This is a genomic window from Rathayibacter sp. VKM Ac-2857 (assembly GCF_013205025.1).
In the GTDB taxonomy this organism is placed as follows: Bacteria; Actinomycetota; Actinomycetes; order Actinomycetales; family Microbacteriaceae; genus Rathayibacter.
The window spans coordinates 765,500-789,909 of the sequence record NZ_JABMLE010000001.1; the positions used below are offsets into that span (position 1 = coordinate 765,500).

Here is a 24,410-nt window from a genome sequence, read left to right on the forward strand (position 1 = left end):
GACTACTCGGCCGCGTAGGCCTCGAGGGTGCGCGGACCGAACGCGTCGGGGATGACCTCGTCGATCGTCTTCACGCCCGACACGGTCTGCAGGAGCATCCCGTCGGCGGAGTGCTCGAAGAGCAGCTGGCGGCAGCGGCCGCAGGGCATCAGCACCCCGCCCCTGCCGTCGACGCAGGTGAAGGCGACGAGCCGCCCGCCGCCCGTCATGTGCAGCGAGGACACCAGCGCGCACTCGGCGCAGAGGGTGAGGCCGTAGGAGGCGTTCTCGACGTTGCAGCCCGAGATCACCCGGCCGTCGTCGACGAGCGCGGCGACGCCCACGGGGAACTTCGAGTACGGCACGTAGGCCTTGCCCATGGCCTCGAGGGCGGCGGTGCGCAGCGCGTCCCAGTCGATGTCGGTCATCGGATCCGTCCTCACGATTTGAGATAGGGCTTGCCTGCGGCGGCCGGCCCGCGCGACTGCCCGACCAGGCCGGCGACCGCGAAGATCGTCACCACGTACGGCAGCATCAGCATGAACTCGCTCGGCACCGGCGAGCCGATGACGCCGAGCACGTTCTGCAGGTTGGTCGCGAAGCCGAACAGGAGCGACGCGAGAGTGGCCTTGATCGGGTCCCAGCGGCCGAAGATGACCGCCGCCAGGGCGATGAAGCCCGCGCCCGCCGTCATCTCCTTGCCGAACGCGCCGACCGCGTCGAGCGTGTAGTACGCGCCGCCCATGCCGGCGATCGCGCCGGCCAGCGAGACGTTCCAGAAGCGCGTCCTGGCCACGTTGATGCCGACCGTGTCCGCCGCCTGGGGGTGCTCGCCGACCGCGCGGAGCCGCAGGCCCCACTTGGTCTTGAAGAGCCCCCACCACACGGCGAAGATCGCGAAGTACATCAGGTAGACGATGATCGTCTGGTTGAACAGCACCGGGCCGAGGATCGGCACCTGGCTGAGCCCCGGGATCGGCAGCCGCTCGAACTTGACCGGCGAGTTGAAGACGGCGGCGTCGCTGGTCAGCACCTGCGAGTAGAGGAAGCTCGTCAGCCCCGTCACGAGGACGTTGAGGACCACGCCGACGATCACCTGGTCGACCAGGTACTTGATCGCGAAGGCGGCGAGCACGAACGAGACCAGCACGCTCGCGATCATCGCCGCGAGCAGGCCGAGCACGGGCTGGCGGGTGAGCGAGCCGACCATCGCCGCGGTGAAGGCGCCGGCGAGCAGCTGGCCCTCGATCGCGACGTTGACCACTCCGACCCGCTCCGAGATGACGCCGCCGAGCGAGCCGAAGATCAGCGGGGTCGCGAGGCCGACGGTGCCCAGCAGCAGGCCCGGCAGCGGCAGCGTCGCACCCGCGGACGCCCAGACCAGGAAGCCGACCAGGAAGACGAGCGCGAAGAGCGCCGAGAGCCAGAGCGGGAGGCGGCGGGCCGAGCGGGTGAAGGCGACGGCGACCGCCGTGAGGCCGACCAGGACGATCGCCACGACCACGCCGGTGGCGCGGGTCGGGAACGGCAGGTCCGGCAGGGCGAAGAAGTCGTTGCCGGAGGCGAGGCGGAAGGAGCTGGTGCCGTCGCGACCGAGGGCGACGAACAGGATCACGGCCAGCAGCGCGAAGATCCCGAACGCGATCGGGGCCTTCCAGCTGCGGACGGCGACCCGGGACGCGGTCCCGGGGGCACGGGAGACTGCAGTGGTCATGCGGACACCTCCGTGGTGCGGCGCGTGCGGCGCTTGGGGGCGACCCCGGGCGTCGGGAGGCGGAAGATCGCGCGCACCAGGGGCGGGGCGGCGATGAAGAGGACGATCAGCGACTGCACGACGAGCACCACGTCGATCGGCACGCCCTCGGCGGCCTGCATCGAGTAGCCGCCGGCCTTGAACGCGCCGAAGAGGATGCCGGCGAAGAACACGCCCCACGGCCGCGAGCGGCCCAGCAGCGCGACGGTGATCGCGTCGAAGCCGATGCCCGCGTCGATCCCGGAGGTGAAGCCGGTGGTGACGGTGCCCATCACCTGCGCGCTGCCGGCCAGGCCGAGCAGACCGCCGGAGAGCAGCATCGCGTACACGTAGCTGTTCTTGACGTCGATGCCGGCCACCCGGGCCGCGTGCGGGTTCTCGCCCACCGCGCGGAACTTGAAGCCGATGCTCGAGCGGTTGAGCAGCCACCAGACGAAGACGGTCGCGAGGATCGCGACGACGAAGCCGAGGTTCAGCGAGTAGCCGGAGCCGAGGAGGTCGGGGAAGACCGCCGTGTCCTTCATCCCGGGCGACTTGGGGTTGTTCGAGCCCGGAGCCTGGAGGGCGCCCGGCGTGCGCAGGACATAGGAGACGAAGTAGAACGCGACGTAGTTGAGCATGATCGTGAGGATCACCTCGTGCGCGCCGGTCCGCGCCTTGAGCAGCCCCACGAGTCCGCCCCAGAGCGCACCGCCCAGGATGCCCGCGGCGAGGGTGATCACCAGGTGCACGCCGAACGGCAGGTCGAAGGAGAAGCCGACCCAGCCGGCGCAGGCGGCGGCGATCAGCATCTGACCGCGGCCGCCGATGTTGAAGAGCCCGACGCGGAAGGCGAGGGCGACGCCGAGGCCGCCCGCGATCAGCGGCGTGGCGAAGGCGAGGGTGTCGGTCAGCGGCTTGATGCCGTTCGCGAAGCCCTCGCGGCGGAAGTTGTAGACCGAGCCCTGGAAGAGCGAGGAGTACGCCCCCGCGACCGACTGCCAGATCGCCTGCAGCGTGTCGAGCGGCCGGGCGAGGAAGTAGCCGGCGGCCTGCTGGACGTCGGTGTCGGTCGCGGCGATCAGCACGCCGCCCGCGATCAGCGAGAGCAGCACGGCGAGCACCGACATCAGCGCGGTGCCGGAGAGGATCTCGCGGAGGACGCGCGAGGCCCCGCTCTCGATCGGACCGGGCCGCGCCTCCTGACCCGGCTTCTGGCCCGGCTCGAGGCCGGTCGCCCTCTCGGACTCGGCGTCCGGATCGACGGCGGGCAACTGCGCGTCGCTCATGCGGCCGCACCCTTCTCGGCGGGCGACTGCCCGGCCATCATGAGCCCCAGGATCTCCCGGGGCGTGTCGGCGGGGACGATCCCGATGATGCCGCCCTTGTACATGACCGCGATGCGGTCGGCGAGCGCGGCGACCTCGTCGAGCTCGGTCGAGACGACGATGACGGGCACGCCCGTGTCGCGGGTCTCGACGATCCGCTTGTGCACGAACTCGATCGAGCCGACGTCGATGCCGCGGGTCGGCTGAGCGGCGATGAACAGCCGCAGCTCGCGGCTGAGCTCGCGGGCCAGGACGACCTTCTGCTGGTTGCCGCCGGAGAGCCGGCCGACGTGGGTGGTGATGCCCTGGGCGCGGACGTCGAACTCGCGGACGCGCTCCTCGGCGAACGTCTCCAGCGCCTTCAGCTGCAGGCCGAGGCCCTTGACGAACGGGCCGCTGTCGCTGCGGTCGAGCATCAGGTTCTCGGCGATCGTGAACTCGGCCACCAGGCCGTCCTCGGTGCGGTCCTCGGGGACGAAGCCGACGCCGGCGTCGAGCACGCGGCGGACGGACAGGCCGTCGAGTCGGCGGCCGTCGAGGGTCACCGTGCCCTCGACGCGCTCCTGCAGGCCCATGATCGCCTCGGTCAGCTCGGTCTGGCCGTTGCCCTGCACGCCGGCGATGGCGAGGATCTCGCCGCGGCGGACCTCGAACGAGACGTCGTCGACGACCGCCTGGCCGTTCGCGTCGCGGACGGTGAGGTTGCTGACGACGAGGGCCTCGTCGCCCGCGCGGGCCGGCTCCTTCTGGACGGTGAGCTCGACGGCGCGGCCGACCATCAGCGAGGCCAGCTCGGCGTTGCTCGCGGTCGGCGCCGCCTCCCCCACGACCTGGCCGAGGCGGATGACCGTGATGCGGTCGCCGACCTCGCGGACCTCGCGGAGCTTGTGCGTGATGAAGACGATCGCGGTCCCCGAGGCGCGCAGCTGCCGCATGATCGCGATCAGCTCGTCGGTCTCCTGCGGGGTCAGCACTGCGGTCGGCTCGTCGAAGACGAGGACCTTCGCGTCGCGGGAGAGCGCCTTGATGATCTCGACCCGCTGCTGCACGCCGACGGGCAGGTCCTCGATGATCGCGTCGGGATCGACGTCGAAGCCGAAGCGGTCGGAGATGTCGCGGACGCGGGCGCGCGCGGCGGCCAGGTCGAGCCGGCCGCCCGACTTCGTCTCCTCGTGGCCGAGCATGACGTTCTCGGCGACCGAGAAGACCGGGACGAGCATGAAGTGCTGGTGCACCATCCCGATGCCCGCCTTCATGGCGTCGCCGGGGCCGGAGAAGCGCTGGACCACGTCGTCCAGCAGGATGTCGCCCTCCTCCGCCTGGTACAGGCCGTAGAGCACGTTCATCAGCGTGGACTTGCCCGCGCCGTTCTCGCCGAGAAGGCAGTGGATCTCACCGGGTTCGACGGTGAGGTCGATGTGATCGTTGGCCACGAGAGCGCCGAAGCGCTTCGTGATGCCCCGCAGTTCGAGCTTCATGGGTCCAATCTAACTTTCGGTGCGGGATGCCAGCGCGCGGGACCGGCGGGACAGCCGACGAGAGGCCGGTGAGCCCGAGCAGAACTCGGGCCCACCGGCCTCTTCGTCAGTGCGCTGCGATCGATCCGGAGATCAGGACGCGGCGGGAGCGGACGGCGACTCGACGGTGATCGAGCCGTCGATGATGCCCTCCGTGATGGTGTCCAGCTCGCCCTGCAGGTCGGCCGAGACCTTCGACTCGAAGTCGTGGAACGGCGCGATGCCGACCCCGTCGTTCTCGAGCGTGCCCACGTAGGGGGTCGCGTCGAAGGCGTCGGCGCCCGCGGTGGAGGTGACGTCGGTCGTGCCGGCCTCGATGCCCTTGAGGATCGAGGTCAGGTACAGGTCGCCGCCGTCGGGGTAGGTCTCGTACAGGTCGGCGTCGACACCCACCATCGCGATGTCCTTTCCGGAGTCGCGGATGGCCTCGATGGCCGACTGGAAGATCGGGCCGCCGACCGGGAGGATGACGTCGGCGTTCTGGTCGATCAGCGACTGCGCGGCCGACTTGGCCTCGACACCGGCGGCGAAGCCTCCGGTGAACGAGCCGGTCTGCGCGGCGACGTCCCAGCCGACGACCTTGACGTCGGTGCCCTTCTGCTCGTTGTGGTACGCCACGCCGTCCGCGAAGCCGTCCATGAAGATGGTGACGGTCGGGAACTGCTGGCCGCCGTAGGTGCCCACGACACCGGTCTTCGAGTACGACGCTGCCGCGTAGCCGGCGAGGAACGCCGACTGCGAGGTGTCGAAGGTGATCGGCTTGACGTTCGGCAGGTCGATCGACGCGTCGTCGATGATGGCGAAGTCGATGTCGGTGTTCTCCTCCGCCGCAGCCGAGGTGGCCTCGGCGAGGGCGAAGCCGACGGTGATGATCAGGTTGCAGCCCTGGTCGACGAGGCTCGTCAGGTTGGGCGCGTAGTCCGTCTCGGACTCCGAGGTGACGGTCTTCGGGGTGACGCCGAGGTCCTCGGACGCCTTCACGAGGCCGTTGTATCCCAGCTCGTTGAACGACTTGTCGTCGAACCCGCCCGCGTCGGAGACCATGCAGGGCAGGAAGTCGCCACCGGCGGCGGCGGAAGAGCCGCCCTCCTCGGGGGCGGAGGCGCAACCGGCGAGAAGCGCGGTGACGCCCAGAGCGGCGAGACCGCCGAACGCGGCCTTACGCGTGGTGATAGTCAAGATTCGTCCTCCAAGATTCGGCCCCGCGCGCACGATCGGCACTGCAGGGCATCGATGACCTCACGTTACCCAAGGTGTCGGAACGCTCAGGGGCCGCGGAGGGCCAACTCGGGAAGCGTTACACAGTGTTGATCTTGGGGAGGAGCCGCGCGCGGCTCCTCCCCCGCGGTCGGCTATCAGGAGTGGTGCGTTTCGCAGAGCGTGTCGCGTCGGGCTGGCGGAAATCGCTGGCACGCGATTTCCGCTCGCGGCCCTCGACCCTTCGGGCGAGGGAGTCCGGGACGCTTCGCTCCCGGACGGGTGCGCGACCAGCGGGTGAGAGACAAGATTTCTTCCAGGCGTGCGTCCACGACCATGCTGATCGAGTAGTGCGCGGAGCGCGCGTATCGAGATCCGACGACGCCGGAACGCGAGTCTGCAGAACCCCACTGCTGGGGACGGCGGTCTCTTAGGAAAGATCACCTCATCCGTATGGGGAAAGTCATGCTGATCGAGTAGCCCGTGCAGCGGGCGTATCGAGATCCACCACCGTGAGGACGCTGAGTCTGCAGACCCGTCCTGCTGGTGACGGTGGGTCTCGATACGCCCCTGCGGGGCTACTCGACCAGCATGACGCGGCGCAGCCGCGCCCTTTCCCTGAACACCGAGACGCGAAGCGGCTTCGCCGCTCGATACGCCGCTGCGCGGCTACTCGACCAGCATGAGAGGAGCGCGGCTGCCTCTAGTCATGCTGATCGAGTAGTGCGCGGAGCGCGCGTAACGAGATCCACCAGCGCCAGAACGTGAGTCTGCAGAGCCGCCCTGCTGGGGACGGCGGTCTCGATACGCCGCTGCGCGGCTACTCGACCAGCATGAGAGGAGCGCGGCTGCCTCTGGTCATGCTGATCGAGTAGCGCGCGGAGCGGGCGTATCGAGATCCACCTCTTTCCGGAGGGCGGATCTCGAGACTTCGGCTAGAGGACGTCGGTGCGGCCGGAGAGGCGGAGGGCGTCGACGACGCCCTTGACCTTCTGGGCGTTCTCGGTGGTGGTGACGAGGAGGGCGTCGGGGGTGTCGACGACGACGATGTCCTTCACGCCGATCAGCGCGATGGTGCGGTTTCCGCCGCTGACGACGATGCCGGTGGCGGAGTCGGCCAGGACGCGGGCGTCCTCGCCGAGGATGGCCAGGTCGGAGCGCAGGCCGCTCGCGTGCAGCTTCGCGATCGACGCGAAGTCTCCGACGTCGTCCCAGGAGAAGTGGCCGGGGACGACGGCGAGCTTTCCCTCCGCGGCGGCCGGCTCGGCGACCGAGTAGTCGATCGCGATCTTCTCAAGGCCCGGCCAGATGCGGTCGACGACCGCGCCGCGCTCCGGGGTGTCCCAGGCCTCGGCGAGCTCGAGCAGGCCCGCGAGCAGCTTCGGCTTCGAGCGGCCGAGCTCCTCCAGCAGGCGGTCGGCGCGGGCGATGAACATGCCGGCGTTCCACAGGTACTGACCGCTCTGCACGTAGGTGCGAGCGGTGTCGGCGTCGGGCTTCTCGACGAAGGAGTCGACGGCGAGGGTGTGCGCGGCGCCCTCGATGCCGAGGTGGTCGCCGGTGCGGATGTAGCCGAAGCCCACGGCGGGCTCGGTCGGCGTGATGCCGATGGTCGCGATGTAGCCGGCGTCGGCGGCGACGACCGCCTCGGCGACCGCGTCGTGGAAGAGGTGCTGACCGTTGATCACGTGGTCGGCGGCGAACGAGCCGATGATCACGCCGGGCTCGCGGCGCTCGAGGATCGCGGCGGCGAGGCCGATCGCGGCGGAGGAGTCGCGCGGCTCGCTCTCGAGGACGACGTTGAGGTCCTCGAGGCTCTCGAGCTGGCGCTCCACGGCGGCGCGGTGCGCGCGACCGGTGACGACCATGATGCGGTCGGCGCCCGAGATCGGCGCGAGGCGGTCCCAGGTGTCGCGGAGCAGGGTCTGGCCCGAGCCGGTCAGGTCATGCAGGAACTTGGGGGCGTCGGCCCGGGAGAGCGGCCACAGCCTCGAGCCGATCCCGCCTGCCGGGATCACGCTGTAGAAGCGGTCGAGCGGGGCGCGGCCAACGGTCTCAGGTGATGTCATGACCGCAGGATACAAGGGAGCCCGCACGTGTCCGTCCGTTCACCCGGCCGCGCTCCCGCGTTCACACGGCGCCCGTACCGTCCGGAGGGTGAGAGTCGCGGTCGTCACGGAGAGCTTCCTCCCGTCGTTGAACGGTGTCACCACGAGCGTCCTCCGGGTCCTCGACGAGTTCGCGGCGCGGGGCATCGAGGCCCTCGTCGTCTGCCCCGCCGCGGGTGCGCCGGGGCACTACGCCGGCCACCGCGTCGTGGAGCACCCGGCGATCGCCTACCGCGACTTCCCCGTCGGGATCCCGACCCTCGCCCTCACCCGCGAGCTGGCCGACTTCGAGCCCGACGTCGTGCACGTCGCGTCGCCCTTCCTCCTGGGGGCGCGGGCCATCGCCTCCGCGAACCGGCTCGGGGTGCCCAGCGTCGCGATCTATCAGACGGACGTCGCGCGCTTCGCGGCCCGCTACGGCATCCGCGGAGCCCGGGCACTGGCCTGGCGGGTGATCCGGCAGATCCACGCCGGCGCCGATCTCACCCTCGCCCCCTCGACCAGCGCGCTCGACGACCTCGCCGCGGCCGGGATCGAGCGCACCGCGCTCTGGGGGCGCGGCGTGCAGAGCGACCGCTTCCACCCGCGGATGCGCTGCTCCCCCTACGCCGCCGAGGTGCGGGCGCCGCTCGCCGACGGCGACGCGCTCGTCGGCTACATCGGTCGCGTCTCGCCGGAGAAGCGGGTCGAGCGCCTGGCGGCCCTCTCCTCTCTCCACGGAGTCGATCTGGTGGTCGGCGGCTACGGCCCCTCCTCCTCCCGGGTCGCGGCGGCGCTCGGCTCCGGGGCGCGGATGCTCGGACGGCTCGACGGCGAGCGCCTGCCCGCGGTCTTCGCCGCGCTCGACGTGTTCGTGCACACCGGCACCGAGGAGACCTTCGGCCAGACCGTCCAGGAGGCGCAGGCCTCCGGCACCGCGGTGGTCGCGCCGCACGCCGGCGGCCCGACCGATCTGATCGAGCACGGCGTCGACGGACTGCTCTACGCGCCGGAGAGCGACTCCGATCTCCGGCGCCAGGTCGAGCGGCTCCTGCGCGACCCGCAGCTGCGCTCGCGACTCGGCGAGGCGGGCCGGCGTCGCGTGCTGCACCGCACCTGGAGCGCCCTCACCGACGAGCTCCTCGCGCACTACGCGACGGTCGGCGCGCCCGTCTCGATGGCCCGCGGCAGCTAAGGCTCGCCTAAGCCGCCGCGATCCCGCCCGGCGCTTAGAATGGTGGAGCGAGTGTTCTCGCCGCTCCTCCGCCCCGCCCGCGTCCTCGAGTCGCGGGTCCGGTCAGGCCGACGGAGCAGTCAACCAGGGAGGGTTGTTCGTGTCAGTTTCAGCTGCTCAAACCCTCGCACCCCGGAAGCAGGGGAAGATCCGCCGTCCGGCCGGAACCCTCTACCGCGGTCGCGAAGGCATGTGGTCGTGGGTGCTGCACCGGATCACCGGTGTCGCCATCTTCTTCTTCCTCCTCGTGCACGTCCTCGACTCGGCGCTGATCGCCGTGAGCCCCGAGGCGTACAACGCGGTCATCGGCACGTACAAGAACCCGATCATGGGCCTCGGCGAGACGGGGCTGGTGGGCGCGATCGCGTTCCACGCCCTGAACGGCCTGCGCATCATCCTGGTCGACTTCTGGAGCTGGGCCACCCGCAACCAGCGCGTGCTCTTCTGGGTCGTCATCGGCCTGTGGGTCGTGCTGATGCTCGGCTTCGCACCGCGCCACCTCATGTTCGTCTTCAGCGAGGGAGGTGCCCATTGAGCACCGTCGCCGCACCGCGGACTCCGCACGTCCCCACCCGCTCCTCCGGCACCAACTGGGAGAAGTGGGGCTGGATCTACATGCGCGCCTCCGGCGTCGTGCTGATCGTCCTGATCTTCGGGCACCTGATCTTCAACCTGCTGCTCGGCGAGGGCATCAAGGCCATCGACTTCGGCTTCGTCGGCGGCAAGCTCGCGAACCCGTTCTGGCAGTGGTGGGACGTCGCGATGCTCTGGCTCGCGCTCATCCACGGCGGCAACGGCATGCGCACGCTGGTGAACGACTACGCGACGTCGCCGCTGCTGGCCCGCGTGTTCAAGGGCGGCATCCTCGTCTCGGTCGTCGCGCTGATCGCGCTCGGCACCTACGTGGTCTTCGGCTTCAACCCCTGCCCCACCGGCGGGGACCCGAGCCTGCTGCCCTCCTTCTGCGCCGCCTAGGCGCCCGGTGCCGCGCGGTCCCTCCGCGCGGCACCGTCACGCCCCCGGGAGCGCGCCTCCCCCACTCCCGCCCTTCCACCCCGTTCAACGGAGCAATCACCCAGTGAGCACACCAGGCCACGTCCACAGCGGCGGCGCAGACCAGAGCGCCTTCACCCAGACCCTCGGCGCCGACGGCGTCCACTACCACCAGTTCGACGTGGTGATCGTGGGGGCCGGCGGCGCGGGCATGCGCGCGGCGATCGAGGCCGGGCCCAAGGCGAAGACCGCCGTGATCTCGAAGCTCTACCCGACCCGCTCGCACACCGGAGCGGCGCAGGGCGGCATGGCCGCGGCCCTCGCGAACGTCGAGGAGGACAGCTGGGAGTGGCACACCTTCGACACGGTCAAGGGCGGCGACTACCTCGTCGACCAGGACGCGGCGGAGATCCTCGCGAAGGAGGCCATCGACGCGGTCATCGACCTCGAGAACATGGGCCTCCCGTTCAACCGCACCGAGGACGGCAAGATCGACCAGCGCCGCTTCGGCGGGCACACCCGCGACCACGGCAAGGCGCCCGTGCGCCGGGCCTGCTACGCGGCCGACCGCACCGGCCACATGATCCTGCAGACGCTGTTCCAGAACTGCGTCCGACTGGGCATCAACTTCTTCAACGAGTTCTACGTGCTCGACCTGGTGATGACCGAGGTCGACGGCGTCAACAAGCCGTCCGGCGTCGTCGCCTACGAGCTGGCGACCGGCGAGCTGCACGTCTTCCAGGCGAAGGCGATCATCTTCGCGACCGGCGGCTTCGGCAAGATCTACAAGACGACGTCGAACGCGCACACCCTCACGGGCGACGGCGTCGGCATCATCTGGCGCAAGGGCCTCCCCCTCGAGGACATGGAGTTCTTCCAGTTCCACCCGACCGGCCTGGCCGGGCTCGGCATCCTCCTCACCGAGGGAGCGCGAGGAGAGGGTGCGATCCTCCGCAACGCCTCGGGCGAGCGCTTCATGGAGCGCTACGCCCCCACCATCAAGGACCTCGCGCCGCGCGACATCGTCGCTCGCTGCATGGTCCAGGAGGTGGCGGAGGGCCGCGGCGCCGGTCCGCACAAGGACTACGTGCTGCTGGACTGCACCCACCTCGGCGCCGAGGTGCTCGAGACGAAGCTCCCGGACATCACCGAGTTCGCCCGCACCTACCTGGGCGTCGACCCGGTCGTCGAGCCGGTGCCGGTCATGCCGACCGCGCACTACGCGATGGGCGGCATCCCGACCAACGTGAAGGCCGAGGTCCTCTCGGACAACACCACGGTCGTCCCCGGCCTCTACGCCGCCGGCGAGTGCGCCTGCGTCTCGGTGCACGGCTCGAACCGCCTCGGCACCAACTCGCTGCTCGACATCAACGTCTTCGGGAAGCGCAGCGGCAACAACGCCGCCGACTACTCGCAGACCGTCGACTTCACTCCCCTGCCCGAGAACCCCGCCGGCGCGATCCGCGACATGCTCGCCTCGCTCCGCGGCGCGACCGGCACCGAGCGGATCGCCTCGATCCGCAAGGAGCTGCAGGACGAGATGGACAAGAACGCCCAGGTGTTCCGCACCGACGAGTCGCTCGAGCAGGTCACCGGCACCATCCAGCGCCTGCGCGACCGGTTCCGCAACATCTCGGTGCAGGACAAGGGCAAGCGCTTCAACACCGATCTCCTGGAGGCCGTCGAGCTCGGCTTCCTCCTCGACCTCGCCGAGGTCGTCGTCTACTCCGCCCGGAACCGCAAGGAGAGCCGCGGCGGCCACATGCGCGACGACTTCCCCAAGCGCGACGACGAGAACTACATGCAGCACACGATGGCGTACCTCTCCGGTGACGCCCACTCCTCCGACGCGGGCGATCACATCCGCCTCGATTGGAAGCCCGTCGTGATCACCCGGTACCAGCCGATGGAGAGGAAGTACTAATCGTGTCGACCGCTACCCTCGAGCAGCCCCCCGCCGCCCCCGCGGCCCCGGAGGCGTTCACCGTCACGTTCATCATCCGCCGCTTCGACCCGGAGCAGGACACCGAGCCGCGCTGGCAGGACTTCGACGTCGAGATGTTCTCGACCGACCGTGTCCTCGACGCGCTGCACCGGATCAAGTGGGACCAGGACGGCTCGCTGACCTTCCGCCGCTCCTGCGCGCACGGCATCTGCGGCTCCGACGCGATGCGGATCAACGGCCGCAACCGCCTGGCCTGCAAGACGCTCATCAAGGATCTCGACATCTCGCAGCCGATCTACATCGAGGCGATCAAGGGCCTGCCCCTCGAGAAGGACCTCGTCGTGGACATGGAGCCGTTCTTCGCCTCCTACCGCGAGGTGCAGCCGTTCCTGATCGCGAACACGCCGCCCACCAAGGGCAAGGAGCGCGTGCAGTCGGTCGCCGACCGCGCCCGCTTCGACGACACCACCAAGTGCATCCTCTGCGCCGCGTGCACGTCGTCCTGCCCCGTGTTCTGGACGGACGGGCAGTACTTCGGCCCCGCCGCGATCGTGAACGCGCACCGCTTCATCTTCGACTCGCGCGACGACGCCGGCGGAGCCCGCCTGGACATCCTCAACGACAAGGAGGGCGTCTGGCGCTGCCGGACGACCTTCAACTGCACCGAGGCCTGCCCGCGCGGCATCCAGATCACCCAGGCGATCGCCGAGGTGAAGCAGGCCGTCATCCGCGGCCGCGCCTGACGCTTTCTCCCTTGTTCGGCCCGTCGTGATCCTCGGATCCGGCGGGCCGTTCGTCGTCCCCGGGCCCGGCGAGGCGGAGAGGGGTGGGCACGACGGCTGCCCGGCGCCCCTACGCTGGAGGGCATGACGGAGGCGGCGACCGAGGCACCGCGCGGCATCCCGGCGCTGTTCGAGCGGATCATGCGGACGCGGCCGGTGCGGGTGATGCTGCACTACTCCGAGAGCGGCGGGCCGCTGTTCGCGTCGGGGCTCGCGTTCCAGGCGCTGTTCGCGATCTTCGCGGCGCTGTTCGTGTTCTTCGCGGTCTTCGGCTTCGTCCTGCGCGACAACGCGGCGCTGCGCGACTCGCTGCTGCAGCTGCTCACCAGCTCGGTGCCCGGGCTGATCGGCGAGAAGAACTCGCTGGTGTCGATCGACACGCTGCTCGACTCCTCGATCCTCGGCTGGACCGGAGTGATCGCCGCGACGGGTCTGCTCTGGACGGCGCTGAACTTCCTCGGCAGCCTCCGCCAGGCCGTCCGGATCCTGTTCTCCCTGCCCGGTCCGACCGTGCTGTTCGTGCTGCTCAAGCTCAAGGACGCGGGGCTCGCCCTCGTCTTCGGCGCCGTGCTGATCGTCTCGGCGGCACTGTCGGTCTTCTCGACCTCGTTCGTCGACGTCGCGTTCGACGTCCTCGGGATCGGCAGCGACTCGACCCTCGGCCGGGTCACCGGCACCGTGGTCGGCCTGCTGATCATGCTGGCGCTCGACACCGCCACGCTCGCCGGCTCGTTCCGGATCCTCAGCGGCATCCCGATCCCGTGGAAGAACCTCTGGGTCGGCGCGCTGATCGGCGGGATCGCGCTGGGCGCGCTCAAGGTGCTCGGGACGCAGCTGCTCGGCGGCGCCTCGCGGAACCCGCTCCTGGCGTCCTTCGCCGTCCTGATCGGTCTGCTGATCTGGTTCAACCTGGTCTGCCAGGTGATCCTGATCGTCGCCTCCTGGATCTCGGTCGGCATGAGCGACGCCGGCATCTCGGCGCGGAAGCTCACGCCGGACGAGCTGGAGAAGGAGCGCGAGGAGCAGCTGCGCCGCGCCCGCCGCACGCTCGCCGAGGCCGAGCGCGAGCGCCTGCGCGCCGCCCTGCCCGACGCCTCGCTGCTCAAACGCCGACGCCTGGAGAAGCAGCTCTCGCGCCTCGAGGACGAGCTGGCGGACGCGGCCGCCTGACTCGGCGGCGCCTCCTCCACGGCGCCCTTCTCCCGGTGCCGATACGGCCGCTCGAGCACCGTCGCCGAAAACGACGCCTGCCGAACATGTCCGTTTCTGTTGACATCGGACACGAACGGGTCTAAAAAGATGTAAACGCAGATCCGAGGTCGACACCGACACCGCGGACGAGGCGTAGCATCTCGCGAGACGACGGAGTCCACATGTACGCACCGGAGCGGCACCAGGCGATCCTGGACCGCGCCCGCACCGACGGGCGGGTCGAGGTCCGCGATCTCGCGCAGTCCCTCGCGGTCACGCCCGAGACGATCCGGCGCGATCTCACCAGCCTCGAGAAGCGCGGCCTGCTGCGCCGGGCCCACGGCGGGGCCATCCCCGTCGAGCGCCTGGGCATCGAGCCCGAGGTCGCCGCCCGCGAGGGCCACCTCGCGGCCGAGAAGGACCGCATCGCCACCGCCGCGCTGGCCGAGGTCCCCGACGGCGGCTCGATCGCGATCGACGCCGGGACCACCACGGTCCGCCTCGCGGAGCTGCTCCCCCTGGACCGCCGGCTGACGGTCGTCACCCATTCCCTCCCTGTCGCGGTGGCGCTCGTCGGCCGGCCCAACATCGACCTGCACCTGCTCGGCGGGCACCTGCGCGGAGTCACGCAGGCCGCCGTGGGGCCCTGGGTCACCCAGGTGATCCCCACCGTCTCGGTGGACGTCGCCTTCATCGGCACGAACGGCATCAGCCGGGAGCGGGGCCTCACCACCCCCGACCTCGACGAGGCCGTCGTCAAGACCGCGCTCATCGCCGCCGCGCGCCGGGTCGTCGTCCTCGCCGACCACTCCAAGTTCGGTCGCCAGGACTTCGGGCACGTCGCCCCGCTGTCCGCGATCGACACCGTCATCACGGACACCGATGTCGACGACGAGCTCGCCGACGACATCGAGTCCGCCGGCCCGGAGGTCGTCCGCGCATGATCGTCACCGTCACCGCCAACCCCAGCATCGACGTCACCCTCTCGACGAGCGGCTTCGCCGTCGGCGAGGTCAACCGCGCCCACGGCGTGCGCCGCGACCCGGCCGGCAAGGGCGTCAACGTCGCCAGGGCCCTCGCCCGCAACGGCGTCGAGGCCACGGCGATCTACCCGGCCGACGCCTCCACCGGCCTCGACCTGCGCACCATGCTCGAGGCGGCCGGAGTCGCCTCCGCCAGCGCCGCGATCGCCGAGCCGATCCGCACCAACATCACCGTCGTCGACGACGCGACCGGCCGGACCACCAAGATCAACGAGCCCGGCCCGGCGGTCACCCCGGAGGAGGCGAAGGTGCTCTCCGCTCTCATCTGCGATCACGTCGTCGCCGGCCCGCGCTGGCTCGTCGCCTGCGGCAGCGTCCCGCCCGGTCTCGGCGACGACTTCTACCCGGCGCTCGGCCGCCTCGCCACGCACTTCGGCGTCCCCCTCGCCGTCGACACCTCCGGAGCACCGCTCACCGCGATCATCGCGGCCGGCACCGCGACGCTGGTGAAGCCCAACCTCGAGGAGCTCGAGGAGCTCCTCGGCCGCTCCCTCGCGACCGTCGGCGACGTCGTCGACGGAGCCCGCACACTCCTCCGCCTCCCGGACGCGCGAGCGCTCGTGAGCCTCGGAGAGCACGGCGCCCTCCTCGTCACGGCGACCTCGTCGTGGTGGGCGGGCGCACCCCCCGTCGTGCCCCTCAGCACCGTCGGCGCCGGCGACAGCACCCTCGCGGGCTACCTGTCGGCGACCGAGGCCTCGGAGGCGGAGCGTCTGCGGACGGCCGTCGCCTGGGGCACCGCCGCCGTCACCCTCCCGGGCAGTGAAGCCCCGGGTCCCGACTCCCTCCGCCTCGACGACGTCTCCGTCGTCGAGGATCCCGACCCCACCCTCCCGATTGGAGAACTGAGCGCATGACTGCTCTCACCGAGGCGTCGACGGTCATCGTCGACCTCACCGCCGCCACGAAGGACGACGCCACCGCGCAGCTCGCGAAGACGCTCGCCGACGCCGGCCGCGTCACCGACCTCGACGGCTTCCTCGCCGACGTCCGCGACCGCGAGTCCCAGATGGCCACCGGCATGCCCGGCGGCATCGGGATCCCCCACGCCCGCTCCTCGCACGTCGTCTCGCCCAGCGTCGCGGTCGGCATCGCGAAGTCCGGCGTCGACTTCGGCGCCCCGGACGGCCCGGCGGACCTGATCTTCCTCATCGCCGCCCCCGACGGTGCCGACCAGGCCCACCTCAAGATCCTCGCCCAGCTCGCCCGCAAGCTGATCCACGAGTCCTTCACCGGATCCCTCCGCGCCGCCGGCAGCGGCCAGGAAGTCGCGGACATCATCGCCCGAGAGGTCGTCGTCTCGTGAAGATCGTCGCCGTCACCAGCTGCATCGCCGGCATCGCGCACACCTACATGGCGGCCGAGGCTCTCGAGCAGGCCGCCAAGAAGAAGGGCTTCGACATCCAGGTCGAGACCCAGGGTGCCGCCGGCTCCGACCCGATGTCCGACCAGACGATCGCCGACGCCGACGTCGTGATCCTCGCCGCCGACCTCGAGGTCCGAGGCAAGGACCGCTTCGCCGGCAAGCCGACCCTCGAGGTCGGCACCTCGGAGGCGCTCGCCAAGGCCGCGGACGTCATCGACCGCGCCGCCGCGAAGGTCCAGGACGCTCCCGCCGCCGCCGCGACGAACGCCCCCCGCTTCGTCGCGGTCACGAGCTGCATCGCCGGCATCGCGCACACCTACATGGCCGCCGAGGCGCTCGAGCAGGCCGCGAAGAAGCGCGGCTACCCGATCCACGTCGAGACCCAGGGCGCCGCCGGCTCGGACGAGATGACCGCGGGCGACATCGCCGCCGCGGACGTCGTCATCCTCGCCGCCGACCTCGAGATCCGCGGCAAGGACCGCTTCGCCGGCAAGCCGATCCTCCAGGTCGGCGTCGCCGAGGCGCTGTCCAAGCCGGACGAGGTGCTCGACCGGGCGCTCGCCCTGCGCGGCACCGGCACGGCTCCGTCCGCCGCCCGCTCGACTCCGGCCGCGGCGCCCGTCGCCCCGAAGAAGGTCGGCGTCGGCACGCGCATCCGGCAGAACCTGATGACCGGCGTCTCGTACATGATCCCGTTCGTCGCGGCGGGCGGTCTGCTGATCGCGCTGTCGTTCCTCTTCGGCGGCTACCAGATCGTCAGCTACACGCCGCAGCAGATCATCGACAACGGCTTCAACATCGCGAACATCACCGACTGGGCCGGAGTGATGTTCCTGATCGGAGGCGCGACCTTCGCCTTCCTGGTGCCGGTGCTCTCGGGCTTCATCGCCTTCGGCATCGCGGACCGCCCCGGCATCGCGCCCGGCTTCCTCGGCGGCGCCGTGGCGGTCACCGTCGGCGCCGGCTTCCTCGGCGGCCTCGCGTCCGGCTTCATCGCCGGCTACGCGGCGCTCTACATCTCGCGGATCAAGCTGCCGGCGGCCTTCAAGTCGCTGATGCCGGTCGTCATCATCCCGCTGATCGCGACCTTCATCACGGGCTTCCTGATGTTCGTCGTCCTCGGCGCTCCGCTGCGCGCGCTGAGCGAGGGACTGTCGGCCTGGCTCTCGGGTCTCACCGGCGGCAACCTGATCATCCTCGGGATCATCCTGGGCCTGATGATGGCGTTCGACATGGGCGGCCCGGTCAACAAGGTGGCCTACGCCTTCGCGACCACGGGGCTCGCCTCGGTCCCCGCGGACGGCGACCCGAACTCCGTGCAGTTCAAGGTGATGGCGATCGTGATGGCGGCCGGCATGACGCCGCCGCTGGGCCTCGCGCTCGCCACGTCGCTCCGCAAGCGCCTGTTCACCGACGCCGAGCGCCAGAACGGCAAGGCGGCCTACCTGCTGGGCGCCTCGTTCATCTCGGAGGGAGCGATCCCCTTCGCCGCGGTCGACCCGCTGCGCGTGATCCCCTCCGCCATGATCGGCTCGGCCGTCACCGGCGCGCTCGTCGCGCTCTTCGGCTCGACGCTGCGCGCCCCGCACGGCGGCATCTGGGTGACCGGACTGGTGGGGCAGCCGCTGCTCTACCTGGTCGCGATCCTCGTCGGCATGGTGGTCACGGCGGTCTGCGTCATCATCGCGAAGAGCATCAAGCGCGCTCCGATCGTCGCCGAGGTCCCGGAGCCGGCCACGGCCCGCCCCGTCGCCGTCTGATCCGCACCGACCGACCGTCCTGAGCGGTCCCGCCGGCGGTCCCGACTCCGCGTCGCCCCTCTCCTCCGAGGGGGCGGCGCGGGGCGGGGCCGCCGGCTTCTCCGTGTCCGGGGGCGCGCCGGTCCGCCGCTCCGGGCCGCCGCTCCCCCGCGTGCCGCGCCGTGTCGGCGGTCCTCCGTAGACTGCTCCGGTGACTCGAAAGCCGCTCCGCATCGCCTCCGTCAACGTCAACGGCGTCCGCGCCGCCTTCCGCAAGGGCATGGGCGATTGGCTCGCCGCCCGCGACGTCGACATCCTCGCCCTGCAGGAGGTCCGCGCCTCCACCGACGACCTGACCGGCCTGCTCGGCGACGAGTGGGACGTGCTGCACGACGAGGCGACCGCCAAGGGCCGCGCCGGAGTGGCGCTGGCCTCGCGGAAGCGCGCCACGATCCACCGGGTCGCGCTCGGCGCCGACGACTTCGACTCCGCGGGCCGCTGGCTCGAGGCGGACTACGAGGTCGGCGACCGCACCGTGACCGTCGTCTCCACCTACGTGCACTCGGGCGGCGTCGGCACGCCGAAGCAGGACGAGAAGATGCGCTTCCTCGACGCGATGATCGAGCGCCTCCCCCAGCTCCAGGCCCACAACCCGCTCGCCGTCGTGATGGGCGACCTCAACGTCGGCCACCGCACCCTCGACATCAAGAACTGGAAGGGCAACGTCAAGAAGGCCGGCTTCCTCCCCGAGGAGCGCGCCTACTTCGACCGCTTCGTCGGCGCCGAGGGCGAGGAGGGCTACAACGCCGGAGCGGGGATGGGCTGGGTCGACCTCGGCCGCCGCTTCGCCGGCGAGGTGCCCGGCCCCTACACCTGGTGGTCGCAGCGCGGCCAGGCCTTCGACACCGACACCGGCTGGCGGATCGACTACCAGCTGGCGACGCCGGAGCTCGCCGCCCTGGCCCGCTCGTACGAGATCGACCGCGCCAGCGCCTGGGACACCCGCTGGTCCGACCACGCGCCCGTCGTCGTCGACTACGAGCTCTGATCCTTTCCTCCCCCGGCGCCGACCGCGCCGCCATCGCACACGAGGCCTCACCATGACCCCCAGCACTCCGGGCGCGAAGCCCGTCATCTTCTCCGGCATGCAGCCCTCCTCGGGCTCGCTGCACCTGGGCAACTACATCGGCGCCCTCACGCAGTGGGTCGCGATGCAGGACGACTACGACGCCTACTACTGCGTCGTCGACCTGCACGCGATCACCGTGCCGCAGGAGCCGGCCGAGCTGCGCGAGCGCACCCGCGCGACGGCCGCGCAGTACATCGCCGCCGGCATCGATCCGGAGCGCTCGACGCTGTTCATCCAGTCGCACGTCCCCGCGCACGCCGAGCTGGCCTGGATCCTCAACACGGTGACCGGCTTCGGCGAGGCGAGCCGGATGACGCAGTTCAAGGACAAGTCGGCGAAGCAGGGCGCGGAGGCGGCCTCGGTCGGCCTCTTCACCTACCCCATCCTGATGGCGGCCGACATCCTGCTCTACCAGACCGACGCCGTGCCCGTCGGCGAGGACCAGCGCCAGCACCTCGAGCTGACCCGCGACCTCGCGAACCGCTTCAACACGCGCTTCGGTGCGACCTTCGCGATGCCGGAGCCGTACATCGCGAAAGAGACCGCGAAGATCTACGACCTGCAGAACCCCGGCGCGAAGATGTCGAAGTCGGCGGAGTCGGACGCCGGCCTGCTGAGCGTGCTGGACGAGCCGAAGGTGACCGCGAAGAAGATCATGCGCGCCGTCACCGACACCGAGTCGGAAGTGCGCTTCGACCGCGCCGCCAAGCCCGGCGTCTCGAACCTGCTCACGATCTACTCCGTCCTCGCCGGCCGCACGATCGAGTCGCTCGAGCAGGAGTACGCGGGCCGCGGCTACGGCGACCTGAAGAAGGGCCTCGTCGAGGTCGTCGCGGCGACCTTCGATCCGATCCGCGCGCGTACCGCCGAGCTGCTCGCCGACCCTGCCGAGCTCGACCGGATGCTCGCCCGAGCGGCCGACCGCGCCTCCGAGACGGCCGAGCGCACGCTCGCGACCGTGTACGAGCGCGTCGGCCTCCTGCGCCGCGGCCGCTGAGCCGACCGTGCTGCGGCTCGCCCTCTTCGATCTCGACGACACGCTGTTCGCGCACGCCCGCGCGGTGCGCGAGGGCATCGTCGCGTACGCGGCGTCCCTCGGCGACGCGTACGCGGTCGAGGCGGGCGCGCTGCAGCGGCGCTGGTACGCGCTGGAGGAGGCGCACTACCACCGCTACCTCGCTGGCGAACTCGACTACGAGGGGCAGCGGCGCGCCCGCGCCATCGCCTTCGCCGCGGACGCCGGCGTCGAGCTGACGCCGGAGCAGGCGAGCGCGTGGTTCGCCGCCTACCTGCGGCATTACGTCGCGGCGTGGACGCTGCACGACGACGCCCTGCCGGTGCTCGACCGGCTCGAGGCAGCGGGCGTCCGGATCGGCGTCATCACCAACGGCGACCTCGAGTTCCAGACGAGCAAGACGGACGCGATCGGTCTGACGGAGCGGGTCGAGCACCTCGTCGCGTCGGGCGAGGTCGGCGTGACGAAGCCGGACGCGCGGATCTTCCAGGTGGCCTGCGATCGCTTCGGTGTCGCTCCGGCCGACGCACTGTACGTGGGCGACCGGCTGGGCACCGACGCGATCGGCGCGGCGCGCGCCGGACTGCGCGGGGTGTGGCTCGACCGCGTCGGCGGGCCGGAGCACGGGCGCGAGCTGCCGGCGGAGGCCGTCGAGCTCGGGGTGCGGCGCATCGGGTCGCTGGACGAGCTGGACGCGGTCGCGGGGCTGACGGGCTGAGCGGCCCCGGTCCGGCGTCTCGACGGGTGCCGGGTCTCGTAGGGAAGATCACTTCGTCGAAGTGGGGAAGCCCCCCATGCTGATCGAGTAGCCCGCGCAGCGGGCGTATCGAGATCCACCAGCATCAGAACATCCGTCCGCAGCCCCACCCTGCTGACGACGGCGGGTCTCGATACGCCCCTCCGGGGCTACTCGACCAGCATGTTCGCGGGCGTCTCTTCGAAGTGGATCCACCCGCGTCAGAGGACGAGCCTGCAAACCGCCCTTCTGAGGACGGTGGGTCTCGATATGCCCCTGCGCGGCTACTCGACCAGCATGGAGGGAGTCGACGCGTGGTGGGCACTGAACCCGGCCGACGGGCCGGCTCTACCGCCCGCCGCCGGCCTCTCGGCCCGATTGGGCGGCGGCGGTCGAGCCGCATCTCACGACAGCCACCGCCGGTGTGGCTCGACCGCGTCGGCGGTCCGGCGCACGGGCGAGAGCTGCCGCGGAAGGCCGCCGAGTTCGGCGTGCGGCGGATCGGGTCGCTGGACGAGCTGGACGCGGTGGTGGGGCTGCGCTGACCTCTCGGCTGCGTAGCTCGCAGCGCGACGCGGAGGTTGCTACGGCTTCGGGCCCGCAGCGGTGCCGGTCACCGGTCCTCCAGGAAGAGAACGAGCATCACGGAGATGCAGAGGCAGCAGACGAGGAGCGACACGATCGCATACGGCTCGTCGAGCCCACCGACGAGTGTCGACCCGCCGACGAGAATCACGCCCACTCCCAGGAAGACGATCAGGTTCCGGCGGGCGCGGTCGTCATCCTTTTTCGAGGCGGTCATCCCGAGACCGTTTCACACCGTACGGCGCCCGGCGCCCACTGGCGCGGAACGTCCGAGCACCAGCGCAGGCGCCTGACGAGGGTCGTGAGACGCGCGACGCAGACCGACCAGCAGGGACCTGCGGTCACGGACGCATGATCGCCGCAGCGAACGCCACGACGGCGCAGGCGCCGCACACCGCTGCCGTAGCGACCGCGCCGGGGGTCGGACCCGAGGTCGTCAGCCCTACGGCAGCGCCGACGATCATCACGACTCCCAGCGCGAGAGCCCAGACCCGGCGTCGCTGTCGATGCGGCCGATCTCCTGTGCCGCAGGCTCCCTCCTCCTCCGACCGGGTCCCTCCGTCGTCCATAGCTGCCCTCTCCCTCGTGATGCCTGGAAGCGACTCGATCATACTCGTATGCTCATCCGGCGCTCCGGCATCGGCGTTCATCCGATGTCCCTGCGCACGACCGCGAGAGACGCGAGGCCGGCCGCGACGATCAACCAGATCGCTCCGGCGAGAACACCAGCGGACGTGTCGCCGGCACTACCGGAGCCCGACGAAGCGGAGTCCACGGCCAGGAGCCACGTGCCGAGCGGCGACGCCCAGAGCGCCCACGGCAGGATCCCGGCGACCGGCAGCGCGCCGGCCAGCAGCATCGGAACCGCGAACAGCGCGAGCAGATGCCGTCCGACCATGGCGCCCACGGCGAGACCCAGGAATCCCGCGGCTGCACCGACGATCGCTGCAGGGCCCGCGATCTCCGCCGCGCTCACCGCGAGACCGGCGTCGACTCCGAAGGCGAGTGACCCGGAGCCCGCGGCGACGAGGGCGAGCACGGCGCCTGCCAGCGTCGCCGTCACCGCTCGCACCCCCAGGAGGGGCAGCCGTGCGAGGAAGCCGAGCTGTCGCGCGATGACCCCGCGCTCGAGATCGGCCGTCCAGCCGAAGGAGCCCAGAATGCCCGCGACCACCGCGGAGTTGATCAGGAGAGCGGGTCCGAGCTCGGCAAAGACGGCGCGCCGCACCTCCTCGGGAGCAGCGCGCAGCCCGTCCGGCACCCCGAGGACGACGCTGAGCCCGAGAACGAGGGCGAGGGCGGCGCCGATCGGCAGCGAGCGGTCGATGCGCACGCGGTACCACTCCGTCCGCAGCGCTCGCCCGATCACTCGCTCCTCCGAACGGTCACGAACCAGGCGGCGGTAGTGGCGATCGCACACCAGCCGACGGCGACTCCGAGCGCCGCGGCCGGCGGAAGCAGAGCGAGGGTCTCGGACGCCGTGATCCCGGCGAGGGCTCCCGCGGGGAGGAGACGCTCGATCTCGGGTGCCGCGGAGAGCAGGGGCAGTTCGACGGCGAACGGCACCGCGAGGACGAGACCGCAGGCGGCGTAGTAGTTGCGAGTGATCCACCCTGCCGCTGAACCGAGCACCCCGCCGAGCGCCGAGGACACCGTCGAACCGAGTGCGACCGGCAGCATGTCGACCGACGGAGTGAACGACTCCCCGCTCGAGCGGACGACGATCGCCGTCACCGCTATCCAGGCGGTGGAGGTGACCGCTCCGAGGGCCAGCGAGGTCATCGCGGCCGCGAGCGCCTTCGCGCGGAAGAGATCGACCAGCCGGGTCACGACGAGCGAGCGACCCAGCGAACCGTAGTAGAACTCCCGGGTGACGCCGTAGCTGCCCCAGAACATCGCCGTGACGAACGACGCGCCGCAGGCGGAGTAGACCGCCGCTGTCGGATCCGTCGGTGCCGAGGAGTGCGGAGCGATGGCGAGGACCGCCAGCGGAACCAGCAGCGCGAATGCGAGAACGGCTGCTCCCGCGGAGCCGGTCACGGCACGCAGCAGCTCCGCGCGCAACGCAGCGCTCATCGCCCGTCCCCCTCGTCCGTCGCTCCGCGGTGCCCCTCGACGAGATCGAAGTAGCGGTCCTCGAGCGATCCCGTCTCCGAGCCGAGGAGCTCCTGGAGCCGACCCGCGTAGAGGAGACGCCGACGGAGGACCACCACTTCGTCGACCGACTGCGCGAGCTCCGCGAGCTGATGACTCGACACCAGAACGGTGCCACCGGCATCGGCGTAGGAGCGGAGGAACGTCCGGAGCCACCGGATCCCCTCCGGATCGAGTCCGTTGGCCGGTTCGTCCAGCACCAGGACCTCCGGCTCCCCGACGAGAGCGACGGCGAGCCCCAGGCGCTGGCGCATCCCCGTCGAGAAGTGCTTGACGCGCACGGCCGCCTGTGGAGCGAGATCCACCTCCTCGAGGACCTGCTGCACGCGCGAGCGCGGCGCACCCGCGGCGAGGGCGCAGAGCTGGACGTGACGCCGTGCGGTGATGCCGCTCTCGAAGCCGAAGCCGTCCATGTGCACGCCGACGACGGAGGCGGGGTTCCGCAGGTCGTGGAACTCGTGTCCCTTGATCGTCGCCCGTCCGCTCGACGGGCGGAGGAGGCCCACCAGCCCCTTCATCGCCGTGCTCTTGCCCGCGCCGTTGGGACCGAGCAGGCCGACGATCGTGCCGGCGCTCACGGTGAAGCCGAGATCGGAGACGACCTCGCGCCCTCCGTAGTTCTTGGTGAAGTGCTCGAAGGCGATCGCATGGGTCATCT

General features: G+C 70.9%; 24 protein-coding genes. 14 read left to right on the forward strand and 10 right to left on the reverse strand.

From position 1 onward, the window contains the following. Window positions 1–2 precede the first annotated feature (2 nt). The 6 genes from HQQ86_RS03420 to HQQ86_RS03445 form a co-directional block, all read right to left on the reverse strand. Window positions 3–407 carry a cytidine deaminase gene (locus tag HQQ86_RS03420; protein ID WP_160088031.1) on the reverse strand — a complete coding sequence of 135 codons (405 nt, stop codon included), beginning with the start codon at window positions 405–407 and terminating at the stop codon, window positions 3–5. Between the two features lie 11 nt (window positions 408–418). Continuing rightward, window positions 419–1,693, reverse strand: a complete 1,275-nt coding sequence (locus HQQ86_RS03425) for an ABC transporter permease (RefSeq protein WP_173286481.1) — start codon at window positions 1,691–1,693, stop codon at window positions 419–421. Continuing rightward, window positions 1,690–3,000, reverse strand: a complete 1,311-nt coding sequence (locus tag HQQ86_RS03430; RefSeq protein WP_173286482.1) for an ABC transporter permease — start codon at window positions 2,998–3,000, stop codon at window positions 1,690–1,692. Before HQQ86_RS03430 ends, HQQ86_RS03425 begins: the two co-directional genes overlap by 4 nt. Then, window positions 2,997–4,517, reverse strand: coding sequence for an ABC transporter ATP-binding protein (locus tag HQQ86_RS03435; protein WP_173286483.1), 1,521 nt, complete (start codon window positions 4,515–4,517; stop codon window positions 2,997–2,999). Before HQQ86_RS03435 ends, HQQ86_RS03430 begins: the two co-directional genes overlap by 4 nt. Window positions 4,518–4,649: 132 nt before the next feature. Next, on the reverse strand, window positions 4,650–5,735 hold the full coding sequence (locus HQQ86_RS03440; RefSeq protein WP_173286484.1) for a BMP family protein: 1,086 nt from the start codon (window positions 5,733–5,735) through the stop codon (window positions 4,650–4,652). Window positions 5,736–6,688: 953 nt separating this feature from the next. Beyond that, window positions 6,689–7,822: a mannose-1-phosphate guanylyltransferase gene (locus tag HQQ86_RS03445; RefSeq protein WP_173286485.1), complete on the reverse strand. Its 1,134-nt coding sequence runs from the start codon at window positions 7,820–7,822 to the stop codon at window positions 6,689–6,691. An 88-nt stretch (window positions 7,823–7,910) separates the two neighbouring features. Here HQQ86_RS03445 and HQQ86_RS03450 point away from each other — a divergent pair, with 88 nt between their 5' ends. The 14 genes from HQQ86_RS03450 to HQQ86_RS21640 all read left to right on the forward strand — a co-directional run bounded on the left by HQQ86_RS03450 (window position 7,911) and on the right by HQQ86_RS21640 (window position 21,558). Beyond that, window positions 7,911–9,035, forward strand: a complete 1,125-nt coding sequence (locus tag HQQ86_RS03450) for a glycosyltransferase family 1 protein (protein ID WP_173286486.1) — start codon at window positions 7,911–7,913, stop codon at window positions 9,033–9,035. 187 nt (window positions 9,036–9,222) lie between these two features. After that, on the forward strand, window positions 9,223–9,609 hold the full coding sequence (gene sdhC / locus HQQ86_RS03455) for a succinate dehydrogenase, cytochrome b556 subunit (protein WP_367948580.1): 387 nt from the start codon (window positions 9,223–9,225) through the stop codon (window positions 9,607–9,609). Further along, window positions 9,606–10,049: a succinate dehydrogenase hydrophobic membrane anchor subunit gene (locus HQQ86_RS03460; protein ID WP_173286488.1), complete on the forward strand. Its 444-nt coding sequence runs from the start codon at window positions 9,606–9,608 to the stop codon at window positions 10,047–10,049. Before sdhC ends, HQQ86_RS03460 begins: the two co-directional genes overlap by 4 nt. 199 nt (window positions 10,050–10,248) lie before the next feature. After that, a complete protein-coding gene (sdhA, locus tag HQQ86_RS03465; protein ID WP_243587270.1) occupies window positions 10,249–11,991 on the forward strand; it encodes a succinate dehydrogenase flavoprotein subunit in 1,743 nt (580 codons plus the stop codon). A gap of 2 nt (window positions 11,992–11,993) precedes the next feature. Then, a complete protein-coding gene (locus HQQ86_RS03470; RefSeq protein WP_160088013.1) occupies window positions 11,994–12,755 on the forward strand; it encodes a succinate dehydrogenase iron-sulfur subunit in 762 nt (253 codons plus the stop codon). A gap of 123 nt (window positions 12,756–12,878) precedes the next feature. Then, window positions 12,879–13,964, forward strand: a complete 1,086-nt coding sequence (locus HQQ86_RS03475; protein ID WP_173286489.1) for a YhjD/YihY/BrkB family envelope integrity protein — start codon at window positions 12,879–12,881, stop codon at window positions 13,962–13,964. A 203-nt stretch (window positions 13,965–14,167) separates the two neighbouring features. Beyond that, window positions 14,168–14,929 carry a DeoR/GlpR family DNA-binding transcription regulator gene (locus HQQ86_RS03480; protein WP_173286490.1) on the forward strand — a complete coding sequence of 254 codons (762 nt, stop codon included), beginning with the start codon at window positions 14,168–14,170 and terminating at the stop codon, window positions 14,927–14,929. Continuing rightward, the gene (locus tag HQQ86_RS03485) at window positions 14,926–15,885 is read left to right on the forward strand and encodes a 1-phosphofructokinase family hexose kinase (protein WP_173286491.1); all 960 of its coding nucleotides are present in this window, start codon (window positions 14,926–14,928) and stop codon (window positions 15,883–15,885) included. Before HQQ86_RS03480 ends, HQQ86_RS03485 begins: the two co-directional genes overlap by 4 nt. After that, window positions 15,882–16,334 (forward strand): PTS sugar transporter subunit IIA, encoded by a 453-nt coding sequence (locus HQQ86_RS03490; protein ID WP_123445279.1) that lies wholly within the window; start codon window positions 15,882–15,884, stop codon window positions 16,332–16,334. The genes HQQ86_RS03485 and HQQ86_RS03490 overlap by 4 nt, the downstream gene beginning before the upstream one ends. After that, the gene (locus HQQ86_RS03495; RefSeq protein ID WP_173286492.1) at window positions 16,331–18,154 is read left to right on the forward strand and encodes a PTS fructose-like transporter subunit IIB; all 1,824 of its coding nucleotides are present in this window, start codon (window positions 16,331–16,333) and stop codon (window positions 18,152–18,154) included. The genes HQQ86_RS03490 and HQQ86_RS03495 overlap by 4 nt, the downstream gene beginning before the upstream one ends. Before the next feature lie 190 nt (window positions 18,155–18,344). After that, on the forward strand, window positions 18,345–19,181 hold the full coding sequence (locus HQQ86_RS03500; protein ID WP_123445277.1) for an exodeoxyribonuclease III: 837 nt from the start codon (window positions 18,345–18,347) through the stop codon (window positions 19,179–19,181). A gap of 52 nt (window positions 19,182–19,233) precedes the next feature. Beyond that, window positions 19,234–20,259 carry a tryptophan--tRNA ligase gene (gene trpS, locus HQQ86_RS03505; RefSeq protein WP_173286493.1) on the forward strand — a complete coding sequence of 342 codons (1,026 nt, stop codon included), beginning with the start codon at window positions 19,234–19,236 and terminating at the stop codon, window positions 20,257–20,259. A gap of 7 nt (window positions 20,260–20,266) precedes the next feature. Further along, window positions 20,267–20,995, forward strand: coding sequence for an HAD family hydrolase (locus HQQ86_RS03510; protein ID WP_173286494.1), 729 nt, complete (start codon window positions 20,267–20,269; stop codon window positions 20,993–20,995). A 440-nt stretch (window positions 20,996–21,435) separates the two neighbouring features. Next, entirely contained in the window at window positions 21,436–21,558 is a 123-nt protein-coding gene (locus HQQ86_RS21640) for a hypothetical protein (protein WP_301952245.1), read from the forward strand. Between the two features lie 68 nt (window positions 21,559–21,626). On the opposite strand, the gene HQQ86_RS03515 is transcribed toward HQQ86_RS21640, so the two are convergent. The 4 genes from HQQ86_RS03515 to HQQ86_RS03530 all read right to left on the reverse strand — a co-directional run bounded on the left by HQQ86_RS03515 (window position 21,627) and on the right by HQQ86_RS03530 (window position 24,408). Next, on the reverse strand, window positions 21,627–21,815 hold the full coding sequence (locus tag HQQ86_RS03515) for a hypothetical protein (RefSeq protein ID WP_173286495.1): 189 nt from the start codon (window positions 21,813–21,815) through the stop codon (window positions 21,627–21,629). Window positions 21,816–22,244: 429 nt separating this feature from the next. Continuing rightward, a complete protein-coding gene (locus HQQ86_RS03520; RefSeq protein ID WP_173286496.1) occupies window positions 22,245–22,967 on the reverse strand; it encodes a hypothetical protein in 723 nt (240 codons plus the stop codon). Then, window positions 22,964–23,674: a hypothetical protein gene (locus HQQ86_RS03525; protein WP_173286497.1), complete on the reverse strand. Its 711-nt coding sequence runs from the start codon at window positions 23,672–23,674 to the stop codon at window positions 22,964–22,966. The genes HQQ86_RS03520 and HQQ86_RS03525 overlap by 4 nt, the downstream gene beginning before the upstream one ends. Next, window positions 23,671–24,408 (reverse strand): ATP-binding cassette domain-containing protein, encoded by a 738-nt coding sequence (locus tag HQQ86_RS03530; protein ID WP_173286499.1) that lies wholly within the window; start codon window positions 24,406–24,408, stop codon window positions 23,671–23,673. Before HQQ86_RS03530 ends, HQQ86_RS03525 begins: the two co-directional genes overlap by 4 nt. Between the last annotated feature and the right edge of the window lie 2 nt (window positions 24,409–24,410).